This is a genomic window from Bacteroides galacturonicus, from assembly GCF_003096855.1.
Taxonomy (GTDB): domain Bacteria; phylum Bacillota; class Clostridia; order Lachnospirales; family Lachnospiraceae; genus Lachnospira; species Lachnospira rogosae.
In genome coordinates, this window is sequence record NZ_QEOA01000006.1 from 184,241 (window position 1) to 203,895 (window position 19,655).

General features: G+C 34.3%; 15 protein-coding genes, 1 CRISPR repeat array and 1 other annotated feature. Of the genes, 2 read left to right on the plus strand and 13 right to left on the minus strand.

Annotation, left to right across the window (positions count from 1 at the left end; translation table 11 throughout):
* Positions 1-55 precede the first annotated feature (55 nt).
* From C7390_RS09510 to C7390_RS09530, 5 genes are all read right to left on the minus strand, one after another.
* Positions 56-1,114: an FUSC family protein gene (locus C7390_RS09510; protein ID WP_022501605.1), complete on the minus strand. Its 1,059-nt coding sequence runs from the start codon at positions 1,112-1,114 to the stop codon at positions 56-58.
* Between the two features lie 131 nt (positions 1,115-1,245).
* Positions 1,246-1,959 (minus strand): translation initiation factor 2, encoded by a 714-nt coding sequence (locus C7390_RS09515; protein WP_116444087.1) that lies wholly within the window; start codon positions 1,957-1,959, stop codon positions 1,246-1,248.
* An 8-nt stretch (positions 1,960-1,967) separates the two neighbouring features.
* A complete protein-coding gene (locus C7390_RS09520) occupies positions 1,968-2,405 on the minus strand; it encodes a DUF4869 domain-containing protein (RefSeq protein ID WP_022501607.1) in 438 nt (145 codons plus the stop codon).
* A gap of 156 nt (positions 2,406-2,561) precedes the next feature.
* Complete coding sequence (locus C7390_RS09525) at positions 2,562-4,331, minus strand: ABC transporter ATP-binding protein (protein WP_055173949.1); 1,770 nt, start codon at positions 4,329-4,331, stop codon at positions 2,562-2,564.
* Positions 4,306-6,081 carry an ABC transporter ATP-binding protein gene (locus C7390_RS09530; protein ID WP_116444088.1) on the minus strand — a complete coding sequence of 592 codons (1,776 nt, stop codon included), beginning with the start codon at positions 6,079-6,081 and terminating at the stop codon, positions 4,306-4,308. The genes C7390_RS09525 and C7390_RS09530 overlap by 26 nt, the downstream gene beginning before the upstream one ends.
* 155 nt (positions 6,082-6,236) lie before the next feature.
* Here C7390_RS09530 and C7390_RS09535 point away from each other — a divergent pair, with 155 nt between their 5' ends.
* On the plus strand, positions 6,237-7,088 hold the full coding sequence (locus C7390_RS09535) for a helix-turn-helix transcriptional regulator (protein ID WP_318295646.1): 852 nt from the start codon (positions 6,237-6,239) through the stop codon (positions 7,086-7,088).
* A 634-nt stretch (positions 7,089-7,722) separates the two neighbouring features.
* On the opposite strand, the gene C7390_RS09540 is transcribed toward C7390_RS09535, so the two are convergent.
* Complete coding sequence (locus tag C7390_RS09540; protein ID WP_055173946.1) at positions 7,723-9,459, minus strand: carbon starvation CstA family protein; 1,737 nt, start codon at positions 9,457-9,459, stop codon at positions 7,723-7,725.
* A gap of 156 nt (positions 9,460-9,615) precedes the next feature.
* Positions 9,616-9,867 (minus strand) — a binding site (T-box leader).
* 532 nt (positions 9,868-10,399) lie between these two features.
* Between C7390_RS09540 and C7390_RS09550 the strand changes: the two genes are divergently transcribed.
* Positions 10,400-12,181, plus strand: a complete 1,782-nt coding sequence (locus C7390_RS09550; protein ID WP_022501612.1) for a methyl-accepting chemotaxis protein — start codon at positions 10,400-10,402, stop codon at positions 12,179-12,181.
* Positions 12,182-12,427: 246 nt separating this feature from the next.
* Here the strand turns inward: C7390_RS09550 and C7390_RS13755 are convergent, their stop codons facing one another.
* From C7390_RS13755 to C7390_RS09580, 7 genes are all read right to left on the minus strand, one after another.
* A complete protein-coding gene (locus tag C7390_RS13755) occupies positions 12,428-13,003 on the minus strand; it encodes a hypothetical protein (protein ID WP_318295647.1) in 576 nt (191 codons plus the stop codon).
* A gap of 269 nt (positions 13,004-13,272) precedes the next feature.
* Positions 13,273-16,360: direct repeats of the CRISPR family, unit length 30 nt; unit sequence ATTTCAATACATCTAATGTTACTATTCAAC.
* 119 nt (positions 16,361-16,479) lie between these two features.
* On the minus strand, positions 16,480-17,334 hold the full coding sequence (locus C7390_RS09555) for an NAD-dependent epimerase/dehydratase family protein (protein WP_116444090.1): 855 nt from the start codon (positions 17,332-17,334) through the stop codon (positions 16,480-16,482).
* Between the two features lie 19 nt (positions 17,335-17,353).
* Entirely contained in the window at positions 17,354-18,004 is a 651-nt protein-coding gene (locus C7390_RS09560; protein ID WP_116444091.1) for an HAD family hydrolase, read from the minus strand.
* 14 nt (positions 18,005-18,018) lie between these two features.
* On the minus strand, positions 18,019-18,399 hold the full coding sequence (locus C7390_RS09565) for a M24 family metallopeptidase (RefSeq protein WP_116444092.1): 381 nt from the start codon (positions 18,397-18,399) through the stop codon (positions 18,019-18,021).
* 95 nt (positions 18,400-18,494) lie between these two features.
* The gene (locus C7390_RS13760) at positions 18,495-18,659 is read right to left on the minus strand and encodes a hypothetical protein (protein WP_318295648.1); all 165 of its coding nucleotides are present in this window, start codon (positions 18,657-18,659) and stop codon (positions 18,495-18,497) included.
* Between the two features lie 34 nt (positions 18,660-18,693).
* On the minus strand, positions 18,694-19,176 hold the full coding sequence (locus C7390_RS09575; RefSeq protein ID WP_116444093.1) for an NUDIX hydrolase: 483 nt from the start codon (positions 19,174-19,176) through the stop codon (positions 18,694-18,696).
* Positions 19,177-19,202: 26 nt separating this feature from the next.
* A complete protein-coding gene (locus tag C7390_RS09580) occupies positions 19,203-19,655 on the minus strand; it encodes an 8-oxo-dGTP diphosphatase (protein WP_116444094.1) in 453 nt (150 codons plus the stop codon).

The window sequence follows — 19,655 nt, forward strand, 5'->3', positions numbered from 1 at the left end:
AACACCTCATCTCCAGTATTAACAATGTGTTACAGCTCAATCTGAATTATGTATGTTACGCTGTTTCGACTTTCCTGCCTGTGCAGGCAGCATATATCTTATCTATCAACCTGTCACATAACAATGTATACGCCGCTCCTACTACATTTACACCTATTCTAAGTAAAACAGCATATTTAAGTCCGAACAATTCCGCCGCTATTGAAAGTGCGCCAAATGTATTAAACACTGTCTGCCACGAATAACCTGCTGAATATCCGACACCTATTCCACCTATCATACCGATATAAGGATACATCGACTTTGGAAGCACAATATACATAATTGAAAAAATCAGACATCCAACAATGTTAAATGCACCTCTCTTGCCTGCCCGTCCTTCTATATCCTTTGAAAATGGCAGGCACACTGACATGCACGCTATACCTATCCACATTGCTCTTGGAATATTAAGCAAGTTCATGACAAACATTGCACTTGATACTATAAATGTAAGCTTGATATACCATCTGTTTCTTGCCGAATTAATATTGAATTCATAGAATAAATCCTGGAATGTTCTTCGATATGGTCTGTTCTTCTGGTTCTTATAAAAGATAATCATACAAATTACCATACCACAAAGAAGTCCGATAACCCTTAACACATAGTCCTGTCCTGTAACGTCATACCCCTGTAATAACAGATAACCAAGCACAAATGTCGAATGATTATACATAATTACATTATGACAGCCCATTATCATAAGAAGCATTATACATACTATATTAATAAGAAATGCTGCAAATGGTGGCACCATATTACTAAGCCTTGGTCCTGCTATCAATATAGCATATATTCCCATAATTGACAAAAGTCCATGTGATGTCTTTATTCCAAAATCTGCCTGTCTTAACACAAGCACTGCAAGAAGTACTGTAACACCTACCACACTGTTAGCACTGCCTAGAAGCTTACTGAATATTGTAACAACTGCTACACAGAATACCATAACAAGGTAAACCTTGAAATTATATATTAATATATGTTTTCTTTTCTCTTTAGCATCTTTTGTGTTCTTAATAAGCTGTTTAGAGCCTGCAGAACTTAACTGTAATTCCTGATAAAATGTCATAAAACCACTCTGATCCTTTCATCCCCATATATTTATTGAGTTACATTTCATATGATTTGTACTCAATAATCATCTTCTTTTTATAATTTTAATGATGATGAAATAAGATGATAGGGTGGAGTAATATAACACTATTCCTTGCTATTGTCAATTATAAACTTATAACCCTGTCTGGCATATAATTCAATCTTTTCTACTTCCGAACCAAATGCAGCTCCATCTGCAACTACAAGTACATTTTTATCTTTTTTCAAATGCTTATATATATTCGATTTTCCATCTGCTGATATACACTGTAAATGTTCTGATGAATATACTTCTTTGAAAAACTGGTATCCTGCCTTGGAGTCTTCTGTTATAATATAATCCACTTTAACGCTTTCATTTACATTAACATTTGTATATATCTTATACATTTCATTATATACATTTTTTAATGTTCCATATTTACCGGAATTTCTTATGCCATATATCTCATCTACACTATATGGAAGTGTTTCAAGTGTCTCTCTTGTTATTATAACGAAATAATTGTCTGACTTTTTTACTTCTTCTGCAAACTCTACACTTGATACGAACTTATTTCCCTCATCTATAAAAATTATGCTATTCTTCATCTCTGCCAATAAAGCTTTCCAATATCGCCCCTGCAAAATATGACATTCCCTGTCGCATGCTAATCTTATTCCGCTATCAGCTCCATTTTCCTCATACTCTGATATCATATCTGCCAGTGTTGTCTTACCGGTTGCACTATCACCTTTTATTATTGTAATATTACGTTTTACCTCGAAATCATATCTTATTTTCTTATTTTCTACTATTATTCTATACTTTCCTTTCATATATCCCCCTAGACATATGCCATAGCCTCATCTAATAATTCGCTCATATTGTGAACTATCTTTTCTGTATTAAGTACTTTTATGTTAAACCTTCCAGCTCCGAAATCCATCAAATGCCTCAGATTAATAGTTACATCTTCATTTTCAGATATTTTTAGAAGCCACTTTGCACAATTATTACCACAGGTTGAGGCATTAAATATTTTCTCTTTATCATTTATTATTAATATTAAGGTTTTTGTTCCACCAGATAACGCAAGTGGTGATATCTTACCCAACACTGGACTTTCTATAAGATTGCTGTCAATAACTTCTGATTTATCAACATCTTTTATTATATCCCTGACTATAGGTTCTGTTATCCAGTTATCCTCATATGTATTTTTAAAATATACTGCTGTATTATATACAGCTTCTTCCATATCTCCATAATATATATTTAACATATCCTGCCCCTTTCCTATAAATTAAATATATCTCATCAATATATTCTAATTATCACAAAATATATCAATATCAATAATATGCTATATTACTAATAATGTATTATTATATCAAAGCATTTCTATAAAGCAAATAATCTATACTTTAAATTAAGGTATCTACAAGCCTATAACCCTGTCTGCCATCTGTATTGTTGATGTCCTGTGCGCAATCATTATAATTGTCATTCTACCCTTTAAGTTCTGTAATGTTTCGTTTACTGCACGCTCCGACTCATTATCAAGTGCGGAGGTTGCCTCATCCATAAGCATTATCGGAGCATTTTTAAGGATTGCCCTTGCTATGGCTATACGCTGTCTTTGACCACCTGATACAGACATCCCCTTTTCACCAACAACTGTGTCATAACCATCTGTAAATTCTATTATAAACTGGTGAGCATTAGCCATCTTTGCAGCTTTAATAATCTCAGCTTCCGTGGCATCAAGCCTTCCCATTCTTATATTATCCATTATACTCATATTAAAAAGTATTGCATCCTGTGGAACAAGTGCAAAAAAGCTTCTGCCAGCCGCCAGACTTATATCATCAAGATTATTGCCGCACACTTCAATCATTCCACTGTCCGGCTTATAAAATCCCATAAGAAGCTTAGAAAGTGTTGTCTTTCCAGAACCTGAAGCACCTGTAACTGCCACGAACTCGCCTGACTTTATTCTTTCATTATAATTATCAAGAACTACAATCGGTGCATTATTTTCATCTTTTATATATGAAAATGTTAAATCACTTATCTTAACTGAATAATCAGCATTATTTAAAATTGTATTATGACCGCAAAAGTTGTTTATTTCATTAATTACAACATCCTCATTTATATCTTTATGATTTAGAATGTCCGATTTATTCAATTTTTTACTTTTATCCTCTGTTTCCTCATCAAGAAAATCAAATATATTCTGTGCATATGTCAGATACGCAATAAGCTCCGGAATATACTTTCCCATTTGCAGGAATTGTCTTGAAAAACGTCCATACATTGTATATATCGCCGCAATAGCACCAAGTGTTGTATAGCCCTTCTGCACGAATAATATTCCAAGTGCCAAAAAAACAAGATTACATATAAGGTCAAAGCCTGTATTAGCACATTCAAGCAAAGATGAAAACATATTTCTTTTATCAGACTTTACAGCATACACATCTGCCTCTTCATTATATCTGTCAACTGTTTTTCTTCCTGCCGGAAACATCCTTACCTGTATAATTCCCTGAATAAGATCTGTTATATGCTTTGTCATTATGCTGTTTGACTCAGACATTTTCTTACTTAAGCTTTTAAGCGGTCCAGTTAGAACCATCGTAACTCCTATCAGCACTGTATTTACAGCCACAAGACAAAGTGTAAGCTGCCAGCTGAGTGCAAACATAGGCACTAAGAATACAACTACCATTATAAATGGCATAACAACTCTTCTGAATCTTGAACCAAATATATCACCCATTCTTCCAAGGTCAAATGATACTTTTGATAACATTTCCCCACTATGGTGATTTTCATAATATTCACAAGGCAGCTTCATTTCGTGACTTAACACCTGTTCGTACAGCTTTCCATATATTCGCTTTGCTTCCACGTTATATCTTATGCAGGCAAATCTATATCCTAACAACACTATCACACCTGTTATGACTATTATTACAACAGAACTTATAAGCCTGTCCCACTCGCCTTTCTGTGCTATGTCAACAACTATCTTCATAAGAAATGCTTCCATAACTGAAAACATTGCAAATGTTATGCTCATTCCTAATATGGAACCATAATACATAAAACGTCTTTTTCCCATAGTTCTCATAGTCCGTAAGAATAACTGCCATATTCCGGAATTCTTCTTATTATTATCCTTCTGCGTACATTCCTGCATATACTCCTCCCATATCAAGCAACTGTTTATGAGTTCCAGCCTCAACTATCCTTCCATGCTGAAGTACAATTATTCTGTCAGCATCTTTTATTGTAGACAATCTGTGTGCGATCGTTATGCTAGTTTTCCCTTTGCACAACCTGTCAAGAGCATCCTGTATAAGCTGCTCTGTTCCCTCATCAATAGCAGATGTAGGCTCATCTAACAACAGAATTGGCGTATTTTTTAATATTGCCCTTGCTATAGCAATACGCTGCCTCTGACCACCTGAAAGCTGGCTTCCACCCTCACTTATCACAGTTTCATATCCGTCAGCAAGTCCTTCTATGAAGTCGTGAATTCTTGCATCCTTACATGCATTAACAACTTCATCGTGAGTTGCATTAGTATTTCCATACCTGATATTTTCCTCAATAGTTCCTGGAAATAAAAATGTATCCTGTGAAACAAGCGCCATATTCTCTCTTGCGCTTTCAATATTCCATTCATTAATATCCATTCCGTACAGCTTATATGTTCCGGCACTGGCATGATATAAGCCGCATAACAGTCTGAAAATAGTAGTCTTTCCACCACCTGAGCTTCCGACTATTGCTATATTTTCGCCATTTTTAATCTTAAAGCTGACATCATTAAGAACATTTTCGCCCTCTTTATATGCAAACTTTATATTGTCAAATTCTATGGCATAATCTGAACTATGCCTGTCAGATATATCATTTTCAACATTACTTGTAATGGTCTTATTATGCGATATATCTGATTCTGTCTTGTCACCAAAATGCTCATCTTTAGCCGAAAGTATTCCTTCAAGCCTTCCTATACACACCATACAGCCTGTAGCATCAACTATGGCAAAAGGAATTCCTATAATCGACTCAACAAACTTTTCAAGAATAACGACAAAACCAACAAGTTCTCCAACTGTAAGCTGTCCATTTCTTACAAGCCATATGCTTAAAAATGCACATAGTATAGAAGGAATCCATTGTATGAGTCTTCTTATAACTATCGCCGTATTGCTTATACCTGTTCTTATCTGCTCTGTTTCCACAAGCTCCTCTGATGCCTTATGCATTCTGTTTTCAAAATACTTCTGTAATCCAAAGGCTTTTATTATCTGATACCCCATTATAGCTTCATGATCAATCCCAAGCATTGCATCAACCTTTAAACGATATACTTTTGACACATCACGCATTTTCTTCACAAGAATATTTGACAGCCATATTACAAGTGGATAACTCACAACAACTGCAACAAAAAGCACTACATTTATCCTTCGCACATAATTGGCATATATAAGTGCTGCCGTAATATTTGTTATAATTGTTGCAAAATGCTCTGTCAAAAAGTTTTCCGCTTCTGCTATATCAGAATTCACCTTATTAATTATTGTTGCTGTACCTGCATTATCATAATATGAATAATCTATCCGGTATAACTTGCTGCTTATCTGTTTTCTGTATGAATTAATAACCCTTACCGCATATTTAAGCGAAAGCCTGCTTCCAGCAAATGAAAGTACAAAGCCTGATAATGTCAGATATGTAAACTTCACAATAATACTGTTAATATCAACAGCTTCGCCTGACAGCATATAATCTATGTTGACACTTATTATCTTATTGGCACTCACAATTATCTCATTCACAACAGCATTAAGAAGCAGTGCCATAATTATCAGATACGAATACCTGAGCATATTTTTTATAAAATTATTTGTTTTAAGATTAAACTTCTGATTCATATGTTATCCACCTCTTATTATGATTTAACTATAACTTATTCTTGCACAAAATTTTATTATTTTCATTAAATATCATTGCTTTTATGACGTATAATTTATAAAATTATGCTATGTCAATTATAACTTGGTTAAACCACTCAAGAATGGAGATTACTATGCCTCTTCCACTTAAACCCGGAGAAAATATTTATATAGACCACAAAATAAAAGAAGCAAGCTACGCAATGCCAGCAATGCAGGCTGCACATGACCACTACACCATCGGTTATATGGTATCAGGTGATCGAAGATGGATTGCAACTGATAACATACGTGTATGCCACGCCGGCGATTTTGGGATTGCTAAGCTTGAGGTTTATCACAGGAACTGTCCTATATCGGATGTTCCTTATGACAGATATGTAATAAAAGTTCGTACAGAAGTATTTGAACCTATTATTAAAATAATCGGACATACTCAATTAGATATTCTTTGTCGCAATTATCTACATTTTACCAAAGCTTCACAGAATGAAATACAAAAAATGTGTGATGAAATGTTATACGAATACGAACGAAATTCTGACCACTCACAACTGCTTCTTCAGGGAATGTTTTATAAACTATTCTTCTATGTATATGAGCATCACATTTCAAGTGACTCAGATAACAATACTTTATATCTGAAAAGATTCGATGACAGAATTCAGAAGGCTATGATATATGCTGAAAATAATCTTGAATATGGTGCCAGCCTGCAGAATGTGGCAGACTTTGCCTGTCTTTCTCCATCACATTTTTCAAGACTTTTCAAAGCTGTAACTGGTTCATCATATACTGAATATATAACAGCGGTCCGATTACAACACGCAAAGATTCTTTTAGAAATCGGGGAAATATCTATAAGTGAGGTTGCAAACAAAGTCGGCATATCTAATGCAAGCTACCTTAGTGCACTGCTTAAGAAGCATTATGGTATCACACCGACACAGATAAAAAGAAATTCTAATTCTGGGAATTTAACGTAATAATTTGACATAAAAATAGAAATAGAGTAATATAATATTATAAAAGATGCTACCGATAGACGGCTTAGTCTTTTCAATAATGATTAAAAAATAACCGCTTAGTTGACCAGACTGGGGCGGTTATTTTTTTGATTTATACACAGAAATGCATATAGAAACTATCGCACAAATAACTAAAGTATAGTTAAATAAATCTGAATATGTAACCATGTCTATCACCTCCCTTCTGAAGAGGTTCAAGACTAAACCGCCTACCGTTATGGCAGCACCCGAATTCTATATTAACACCAAATATCAAATTTTACAAATTATAAAATGACTGTAAGAACTATGAACTATGCTCATATTAGACCTTTTAACCTTGGTATCATTAAATAAATTTAAAATAGCTGATATCTTATAAATGTAACTATCCACATCGTCCAATCTGTAACCTGACTTTGTAAACTGTCACATCTTATATAAGATACCAGCTATTTTTAATTAAATTTCAACTATAATATTCATTTATAACACTTCTATAATTATAGTAATTTTCTTTAAATTAAATTATTTCTTCTATATTATAATGTATTAATCAGAAGTTAAAATCTATCACTTTCCAATACATCTACATTATAACACATCAACCTGCTTAAGCTGCCTTCTCTGAGTTCTTCTCACTCTTTGCATAGCTCTTAGCTGAGTTAACTACAATGATAAGACCAAGTACGATAAGAAGAATTGCTATTATAAGCTGAAGTCCATTTGCTATGAACACCTTCCCCCATGTAGTAGTACCTGCTGGGATTGTAACTGATGCTGCGTTCTGGATAGCCTTAACCATAGCGATAAGTCTCTGTACAAGTGCTGTAAATGTTACACAAAGCATAATGATAAGAGGTGGGAAGAGCATCTTGTTGCTGCGTCCTGTAACCTTTAAGAATACGCAGAGTGTTATAAGAACAAGTGCACTTAATAACTGGTTAGCTGAACCGAATAATGGCCAGATGTTAGCATATCCAATCTTTGTAAGTACGAAACCACAAAGAAGTGTTACGATTGTTGAGAAATATGTATTGCAAAGTAATTTTCTCCAGCCTTCTGCGTGTTCCATATCATCTACGCTGAAAAGCTCCTGGAAGCTCATACGTCCGATACGTGCAACTGCATCAAGTGATGTAAGGGCAAGTGCTGATACACACATTGTCATAAATACTGTTGCGAAATGTACTGGAACACCAAACATTTCAAAGAAACCAGCTACACCACGGCTGAATATCTGGAATGGAGTACCTGTTGCTGCTGTACCATCAGCGGCTGCGGCTGCACCTGCTACACAAAGAGCAAGAACTGCAAGTAAGCTTTCAAGTACCATAGCACCATAACCAACCTTAAGCATATCCTTCTCATTCTCTACTGTCTTAGAAGATGTACCAGATGAAACAAGGCTGTGGAAACCTGAAACAGCACCACAGGCAACTGTTACAAAAAGGATAGGGAACATTGTTCCAAGCTTTGCATTGTTAAATCCTGTGTATACAGGAAGGTTCATAGATGGATGGGCAACTACAAGACCAAGTGCTGCTCCAACTATCATAGCGATAAACATAAATGTTGTCATATAATCTCTTGGCTGCTTCATAAGCCACATTGGCATAACTGCTGCAAAGAAGATATATACGAATGTGATATAGCTCCATGCATTCTTACCTAAGATAATTGGACAGAAGTTACCAATTACAAATGAAGCAACAATAAATGCAATACCAACTACTGCTTCTTTCCAGCCTGAAAGATTAAACTTCTTCTGGATAAGACCAAATACTACTGCGAATACCATAAACATAATTGATACTGTACCAGCAGAACCATTAGTTGAAGCTGCTGGTGCTAACTGTGATGCTCCATCAACTACTGTATATGCATTAAATGTACCTGCAACCATATCAGCAAATGCTGCAATAACGATAAGTGTAAATAACCAGCAGAAAAGTAAGAAAATCTTACGTCCAAACTTACCGATATATTTCTCAATGATCATACCCATTGACTTACCTTCGTTCTTAACTGAGGCATATAAAGCACCGAAGTCTGTTACAGCACCAAAGAATACACCACCGATAAGAATCCAGAGTAATACTGGTAACCATCCAAATGCTGCTGCCTGAATAGCACCTGTTACAGGACCTGCACCAGCGATTGATGAGAACTGATGACTAAATACAGTCCATCCTTTGGTTGGAACATAATCTTTTCCATCATTGTACTTTACGGCAGGTGTTTCTGCCTTAGGGTCTATACCCCACTTGTTTGCTAACCAACGGCCATATACCATATAGGCACCAAATAATATAACAGCCGCGATTAAAACGATTACTAAAGTGTTCATAATGTCACTCTCCTATATATAATATTAGCTGAGCAAATAAATATTCCCAGCCTATTTCACTAGCCAAATACAATGAACGCAGAAAAACGGAAATTAAAAATAACTAATTCCATAATGCAAAAAACCTTCGCCTCTGCACATATCTTAACGATATCGTACAAAGACGAAGGTAAATTACATTACTTCCGCGTTACCACTTTGCTTGCCGGATAAATCCGACCTCTCTACTGCCACACATATGGCATGCCCTGTTAACGATGGGTACCGGTTCTGACTACTAAATTAATATCTTTCACCAGAACTGCTTGCAGGTGAGGGCTTATCTATTCCTTGCTGCCGTTTCTCATCAACCAACGGCTCTCTGTAGGCGGTGATATAAATAAATCATTTCCTGTTCTTCGCATTTGACTATTGAATTAAGTAATAAGATAATCTCTTCATTTTAATTTGTCAATAAAAAATTTAATTATTTTTTTGTATTTTTAATGTATTTTTAATTTGACTACATTTCTACTATATCTTTACTGTAACATTTATTATGTTCTGAATGTCTTTAAAGCATCTATTGTCTGCTGTATAAGGTCATCAACACTCAAGCCGGGCATATCTGCTCTATTTTAAATAACCTCTCTTGAACAGCCAGCAGCAAAACCTTTGCTCTTGTGATAGTTGTGAATAAAAGGAATATTTGATTTTTTTATAATCACTCTGATGTATATTATATATCATTTTGGTATGGTATATATTTATTTTATATATTAATAAATTACAAACTTTATAATTATATACATATATAAGTATATGAAAATTTAAGATTTTTTTAATATTTACAGCTGGTTTTATTGACACAATTCTTTTATAACATTATAATTATTAGATAAAGATGCGTGGAGATATATAATTTTTCACAAATTAATCTAATTTAAGGAGCGTGATTCCAATGAAAAATATTAAGGTTCGAACAAAGCTTACTATAATTCTGGCTTTAGTAATTGTCCTTGTAACTTCTGAAAGTTTTATTTCTATTAAGAATATGAACCAGTTAAAAGACAAGGCACTTGAAACTATGGACACATCATCAAGACAAAATTATGATGATTCAATTAAAGAGCAGGTTGGTGTTGTCATCTCCCTGTTATCGGAAATCAATAATGAGTATAAGTCTGGTAAATATACTCTTGATGAAGCTAAGAAAATAGCCGCTGATGAAATCCGTCAGATGCGTTATGGCGAAGCTGGATATTTCTGGGTTGACCAGTCCGATGGCAAGAATATTGTTCTGCTTGGAAGTTCAACTGAGGGTACTAATCGTATGAATACTAAAGATGCTGATGGCTACCAGATGGTCAAGGAAATAATACGTGTTGCAGTCCAGGATGGTGGTGGTTATACAGATTATGTATTTCCTAAGGAGGGAGAAACAGAACCTTCACCAAAGCGTTCTTACAGCGAATACTTCAAACCTTTTGACTGGGTTGTTGGTACTGGCAACTATACTGATTACATAGACACTGCTATTGCACAGCAGGATGAGGAATTCACCAGCTATGCTTCAAGCAAAGCTATTTCGCTTATTTTATGCAGCGTATGTATGCTTATTGTTGTTGCTATACTCGTTGCTCTCATCGCAATTGATATTACTAAATCATTAAGAAAAATAAAAGAACAATTCGAAGTAATTGCCGGTGGTAATTTTGCCACAAAAATGCAACAGCCTATGCTTAAGCGTAAGGATGATTTCGGACAGCTAGCCAATGCACTTGAAACTATGCGCGAATCTGTACGAAGCCTGTTAGCTCAGGTAAAAAATGAGGCTGCCAATATTGATAAGGTTGTAGAAACTATCGACACTAATGTATACAATCTTAATGCAGAAATTGAAGACGTATCTGCAACAACAGAAGAGCTTGCTGCAAGTTCAGAGGAAACTGCCGCCTCTGCTGAACAGATTAACGGAATGACACAGCAGATTGAAGAAGCTGCAAGGGAAATTGCCATAAGAGCACAGGATGGTGCAACTGAATCCCAGGACATCCATAAACGTGCTGTAAAGACTAAGGATGATACTGTAGAAAACCGTCAGAAAGTTAAACAGATGATGGCTGACATCAGAGTAAATCTTGAGCAGGCTCTTGAAGATGCCAAAGTAGTTGACCAGATTGGTGTGCTTGCCGACTCTATCCTGAATATTACTGCACAGACCAATCTGCTTGCCCTTAACGCTTCTATTGAAGCTGCAAGAGCTGGTGAGGCTGGTAAAGGCTTTGCGGTTGTTGCAGAGGAAATACGTGTATTAGCTGAACAGTCTAAAGATGCTGTAGCCAACATTCAGGCTGTTACAGAAAATGTAAACAAAGCTGTAGGCAACCTGACAAGCGATTCTAACCGCCTGCTTGATTTCGTTGATACTGATATTGTTGAATGTCTTAACGGATTTGAAAAGATGGCTGATGACTATAATATGGATGCTTCCAACATTAACGATCTTGTATCTGATTTCAGTGCAACATCAGAAGAGCTTGTTGCATCTATAAGCAATATCACTCAGGCGATAGATGGAATCACTTCCGCTTCTAATGACAGTGCAACTGGAACAACCAACATAGCCCAGAAGACAATCGTAATCGTAAAAGGCTCAGAAGCTGTTATGAATGGAGCTAAAACCGCAGAAGCCTCTGCTGCTGAACTTCGTAAAAATGTTAATAACTTTGTTATTGATTAATTTTATATATAGCAGGAATTATGGGTGTGGAAATGTTTGTTTCCACACCTATTTCATTCCTCTGCTTTATTCTTTTATATTTATCCTTAATATACAGATATACCCGGCTCCACAACAATATGAAGCCGGGTATGATTAATTATCTTTAGTTTCTACTTATTACTAATCTTATTATCCTCATCAATGACTTTAGATACTATCTGCCATTTGTCTGATTATAACAATAAGATAAATAACCTCTTTACTTTATACATTCTTCTTTCTTGTTACAGCAGCAATACCTGCTAATGCAATTGCCATCACACACAGAACAGCATACAATACTATAGGCGAGCTGTCTCCTGTCGCTATGCCGCCTGTTGCTGTATTATCAGCATTATCTGTTGTTACAGCATAATCTGCTATTACAACTGCATATTCAGATGCGTGACTAAAGTTAAGAGATATGTTACCATCTGCATCTATTGCACCTGCATTCTGGAATATCATTCTGCCTGTGCTGTCATAATAATAGAGATTGCCATATTTGCCAGCATATTCACTTCCTATATTGTATGTAAGACTTGCCTTGAATCCAAAATCTCCACTATACGCAAGTGAAATCTGCTTAACTGGATTATTGCCAGCAAGCTCTGATATAACATCATCTGGTATTGCATCAGAGTCTGTATCTACCGAAAGGTTAATATCCTTAAGATTATCAGCCTGAATATTATTTCCGTTGATAGTCCATTTATAACCATTCATATCAAGAACAATATCAACATCCTTACCCTTGGCTGCTTCTAACACATCCTTTGGTGCAACTGTTGCATCTGACATATCAACTGTATAAGTATCTCCAGCCTTGGCAGTAGTAATTGCTGCTACAGCTTCCTGTATCTTATCAGATGATAACTTAGTTCCTTCATTGTTGCCTTTGTTTCCATCAGTTGTTGTCTGATTATTGTTACCACCGGTACTACCATTGTTATCATCAGTAGGTGGAACATAATCGTCTATTTCCGCATCTGCCTCGAAATAATAACTTCCAGTATCTGTATTAATGATATATCCATTATTTATATGACAACAACATCTACCATAAGCTGATTTCAATACATCTAATGTTACTATTCAACAGTTGCTTGCATAGTTGCAATATGGCTGATTTGCAAATTTCAATACATCTAATGTTACTATTCAACTCAGCAGGTAAGTGCAAGTGGTACTGTCGATGAATTTCAATACATCTAATGTTACTATTCAACCAGATTACCGCCGTCCTTAAACAAGGACGTAGAGGATTTCAATACATCTAATGTTACTATTCAACTATTACAGCAGCATTTAGAGCATATGATACTCCAGCATTTCAATACATCTAATGTTACTATTCAACTTAATGTATATAACCCTAAAACTCGCGTAAATACATTTCAATACATCTAATGTTACTATTCAACTGCCGCATTGGTCTTGTAGGTGTTCGCGTTTGTCTCATTTCAATACATCTAATGTTACTATTCAACTGTAGAAATGGCAAGGGCAGCAGCTAAGCAGGTGATATTTCAATACATCTAATGTTACTATTCAACGTACATTAATAGAACGTATAATAGAATGGATGGAATTTCAATACATCTAATGTTACTATTCAACGATTAGGGCGGTATTATATCATTGTAGCATTGCTATTTCAATACATCTAATGTTACTATTCAACACTTTTCATAGTCAAGAAAAATGGTAAAAATATATATTTCAATACATCTAATGTTACTATTCAACTCGGCGTAATGTTCATTAATGCAGGTCACACGCTCATTTCAATACATCTAATGTTACTATTCAACCCCTCTGTTTCAAAAGCCATTACTAATTGCTCATCATTTCAATACATCTAATGTTACTATTCAACCACAGGTCTTCCATCACTTGGCTAGGAGGTAGATTAATTTCAATACATCTAATGTTACTATTCAACAATGTTATTAGGTAAAGATTACACACCTTTTACGAGATTTCAATACATCTAATGTTACTATTCAACTTTAGCAGCAATCTCAAATTTAGATAATTTAAGACATTTCAATACATCTAATGTTACTATTCAACGATGAAAGATATTAATTGCAAAGGAGTTATGTATTAATTTCAATACATCTAATGTTACTATTCAACAAATAGTCTTACATAATCACCTAATAAGAAACTGATTTCAATACATCTAATGTTACTATTCAACACGCTAATACAACAGCTCAGACACAGAAGGTTCTATTTCAATACATCTAATGTTACTATTCAACATCCTTGATAGCCTTTTCCATAGCTTCCTGAATAGCATTTCAATACATCTAATGTTACTATTCAACACAGGACTTGGATTTAATTATTACACGCTATTAAAATTTCAATACATCTAATGTTACTATTCAACTAAATTTCGACTTTCTAAGCTTTGTGATATTAAAAGATTTCAATACATCTAATGTTACTATTCAACATTCGGGTATCATATCTACACCACTGAATTCTATAATTTCAATACATCTAATGTTACTATTCAACTATCTGAGGATTTATCTGTTGTGAGGTTTGATTTATTTCAATACATCTAATGTTACTATTCAACTCTATCCATCTGTATCTGTGTACCAAAATAATCTTTATTTCAATACATCTAATGTTACTATTCAACCTGCATCCATTCTCAGCTTTACCTTCTTATAAGCTCTATTTCAATACATCTAATGTTACTATTCAACATTAATATGAAAATTGAAACTATTGAGCAGGAAACATTTCAATACATCTAATGTTACTATTCAACTTTATCCTCTTTCTTTTCCTAACAAAATCCTGAATTTCAATACATCTAATGTTACTATTCAACTATATAATAATCTATTGCCATAACTAACAGTGTCATTTCAATACATCTAATGTTACTATTCAACGATATATCCCAGCAACAGCATATAAGCTTATAAGATTTCAATACATCTAATGTTACTATTCAACTGGACAGACAAGACGATTAGACAGTGCCGTTCGTAATTTCAATACATCTAATGTTACTATTCAACAAAACATTAATTAGCTTAAAATTACCACTTAAAAACATTTCAATACATCTAATGTTACTATTCAACTCTTGATATAATAATTAAAGATTTAAACAAGAAGAATTTCAATACATCTAATGTTACTATTCAACTATAAGTTCTCATTAGCTCTTTATGTCTTTCCGAAATTTCAATACATCTAATGTTACTATTCAACTGTGAGCTTAACATTAGTTGTCTTTCCCTTTGTTTCATTTCAATACATCTAATGTTACTATTCAACAAGAACACTTGAGGAACTATATCAAGTCTATGATAATTTCAATACATCTAATGTTACTATTCAACTTAAAGATGGAAAGGTTATGTTTGATGTTAGCTTATTTCAATACATCTAATGTTACTATTCAACATATATAATTAACACCTATTCTACTAAGATAAATTATTTCAATACATCTAATGTTACTATTCAACTAACTTCTGTAGAAGCATCCTTCTTGCTGTGAATATATTTCAATACATCTAATGTTACTATTCAACAGGAACTTTATATCGCCAGTTGAAAATCCTAATAAATTTCAATACATCTAATGTTACTATTCAACCTATCTTCCATATTCTCTCCTATTCCACTTCTGATATTTCAATACATCTAATGTTACTATTCAACGGTCTGCTTTGCTATGCAGTCCTCAATCTGTTCTTATTTCAATACATCTAATGTTACTATTCAACTTGTCCGGATTATATAATCCCATTTCGGTTGCTGCATTTCAATACATCTAATGTTACTATTCAACCTTTTGTAGTCTTGCCTGAGAATGATTTAAGTATATTTCAATACATCTAATGTTACTATTCAACTATTTTTCCATATTCGTCTATGCTCATATAATGGCATTTCAATACATCTAATGTTACTATTCAACTAAGAGGAAGTGAACTTTATAAGAATTATGATTCTGATTTCAATACATCTAATGTTACTATTCAACATTGTTTCTCACATTGATTATGGACAGGATTTTTAATTTCAATACATCTAATGTTACTATTCAACTTATTATGTATTTAATTATGGATTAGTTGGAATAAAATTTCAATACATCTAATGTTACTATTCAACAAACTTACCTCGTTACAATATTTCTGTACATAAGAGTTTTACAATCACATGTGGCATATTTTCTCCCTCGCAATCTAATGAAATCTACCATTATCAACCTTATCCATTTCTTCGACTACCTAAATATAATAATCCAGCAACTCATATATCCAATCTTTCAATTCTGTAAATTGATAACCTAATTCCTTTGCCTTATCCGTACATATACTATATTCCGGTTCCCCATTGTATGGTGCATCCTCGCCAGAATTATCAATTATCGCTCTTGCTCCCGTCTTTTCTTCAACATATTCGATAATTTCCTTTATAGAAATCGTACCATCCGAAGCACCATTAATTGCTCCTTTAACATCTTTATCCACCAAAAATGTAAGGAATTTTCCTGCTTCGTCGGAACGAATATAACTCATCTGATAATCAACATTATCAATATTCATTGGAATGGATTTCATAGTATGTTCTACATAGAACAACAGCCTTTTTGTATAATCATCCTTTCCAATGGCAAACGGATATCTAACGGCAATCCAATTCTTTTCTGGATACTGCTGCCATAACGCACACTCTGCCTGACGCTTTATTTGCTCATAAGGGAATGCTTTTCTATCACACCATATCAGTTCATTTTCAATTCCATCAAAATCTGCCTCAACGGTATTGATATGTTTCGGGTTATACACAGATGTGCTTGACATATAAATATACTTATCACAATCTATAACATCCATCACATACTTAATATCATTTGAGCAATATGCAATTTTATCAATTACTACATCGTAATGAGTACCGCTTAATGCCTCTCGTACACTTTCTTCCTTAGTCCTTTCCAGAAATATCCTTTTAACCTTATCCCCAAATGAATCTGATGCCTTCCCACGTGTTGCAATTGTTACATCATAACCTGCGGTTAAAAGCTCATTAACCATATGTATACCAAAAAATCGTGTTCCACCAATAACTAGAATATTCACTGTTGTGCCTCCCTTGTTTCTATATTTCACCACTTTCAAACGCCTTTTTCACCTGTTCCAAATCGGAATACTTGCCCTTTATTATCTGCAATATTTCTTCATCCGGTTGCCACAAATCCGGAACTATGATTGGCTTACATCCCGCTCTGTAAGCCGATAGTAATCCGTTTTTTGAATCTTCAAGAGCTATACACTCTTCAGGATTTTCATTTAACATTTCACAGGCTTTTATGTAAATGTCCGGCGCTGGCTTAGATTTCTCAACCATATCTCCACAAATAATTGCGGAAAAGCAATCTATAATTCCTGCGTCATTTAGATGTTTTTCCACTTCCCAATGCGGTGATGAAGAAGCAACTGCCAACTTGGCATTTGCATTTTTCAAATACTCCAACAAGACATACAATCCTTGCTTTAAAGGAACTTTATTATTTTCATAATAGTTTTTTAGAAATTCTTTTGTGTATTTACGCAATTCTTCCTGATTATACCGATCACCAAACTCTTCGTTCCAAATCTCATAAGAGGCAACAATGCTCATGCCTAAAGTTTTATAGACCATATATCCAGCTTTCCCAATACCAATCCTTTCACCAGCATAATCCCAAGCCTTTATAAACACTTTCTCTGTGTCAAACATCAGTCCATCCATATCAAAAATAACATTCATTTTCTTTACTCCTTTTAAAGTTCCATCAACCCGTTTTCGTTAAAGTAATAAATATTCTCTTTTTTATATCCATACTTTGAATCTGGAAATGATATGTGCGGTTCAAATGTAAAATACTTTACATCGCCAAGTTTCGTCATATTACCTTTTTCAATGTAAACTCTATCACCTTTGGTTTTTACAATGGAATGCCCCAGATTGCCCATAAAATCAAGATTCACAAATCCATTTTCTACGATGTACTTGTTCATATGATAGTACAATTCCTCAAATGTTGTTTCCTTCGTGGCAAAACGCAATAATTCTATATGTAATTTTTCTTCCATCTGCAGACCGTTTTTCCATTCCGGATTTTCAATCAGCCCTATATCCTCTACAACCTTACCATTTTCCATAATAATAGTTCTCGCATAATCTCATCAGATATCACCTGCCTGTGGACTTAAATCAATGGTTATAATATCGTTATTTCCTATAACTCTATCCGAAGTTACATACTGCTTACCAGATACAGAAACTTATGTTTCATCTCCTGCAAATACAAATGCACCAACATCCCAATACTAGAACGAATCCGCACCCTCCTCTGTGAGATTATTACTACAAACTTCAGTAATGAATCATCTACTGTATCATAAAATTTAACTTCTAACATATTTCTTCTCCATCGACACCTATAATCTCATCTTCTAAATTTGCTTTGAAACAAAATGTACAATTTCCTTCTTTGGTTCAAGAATATAAGGTACCAACTCCTGCGGATATACCTTTACATCATTCTTTAAATCCTCAAGTGGAACCCAGCAAAAATCTAAATCAATCCTTTTGTCATCCAGACCATCATAACCATGAAATACTCCATCTAAAGGAATATCATAATTAACGAGATGTACATTATAATATAAACATATCTGATGACATGGTCTTTTACACCATGGAAAATATATTTCACCAATCGCCAGCAGATTATCTACCTCTATTTTAGTGTGAAGTTCTTCTTCAAATTCCCGCTTCAAAGTTTCTATACTTGTTTCCATTGCTGCTACATGTCCACCTATAATGGAATAATCATCATTCTTAGGACGCTGTAATAGAATTTTTCCATTGCGTATCAATATTCCACCAACTCTGTATGAAAATACAAAATCATCATTCTTAAATAAAATATCCACTTCAAACTCCTTTGCATTTATTTAAACTATTTCAACTCTTCTATCCATTTTCCATTTTCTTCAAAAAAGAAATATTCACTAATATTGTCATTTAAAAATACTTCCAACATCTTATCCATTCCATAAGCAAGTTTTCTCTGCTTCATTTCATCTAATGTCAGCCAGAATACATCCCCTTCTTCAGACGAAGTAACTATTCCTTCAAACTTATCTGTCTTATACAATAACACTATGTATCTTGTTTCCTCATCCTTCATCCAGTCTTTTATCCCACAAAGTTTTGGTTCTGAAATTTTCAATCCAGTTTCTTCCCACACTTCGCGTATAACAGCATCTGTAAATGATTCTCCTCTTTCCATATGTCCTCCCGGAAATGTTATTCCAAAGTAATCATCATCTCTCTTATCTTGGACAAGTATCCTATTTTCACTAAACACCATACACATATTAGTCATTATCACTTTTTCTGTTCTTGCCAT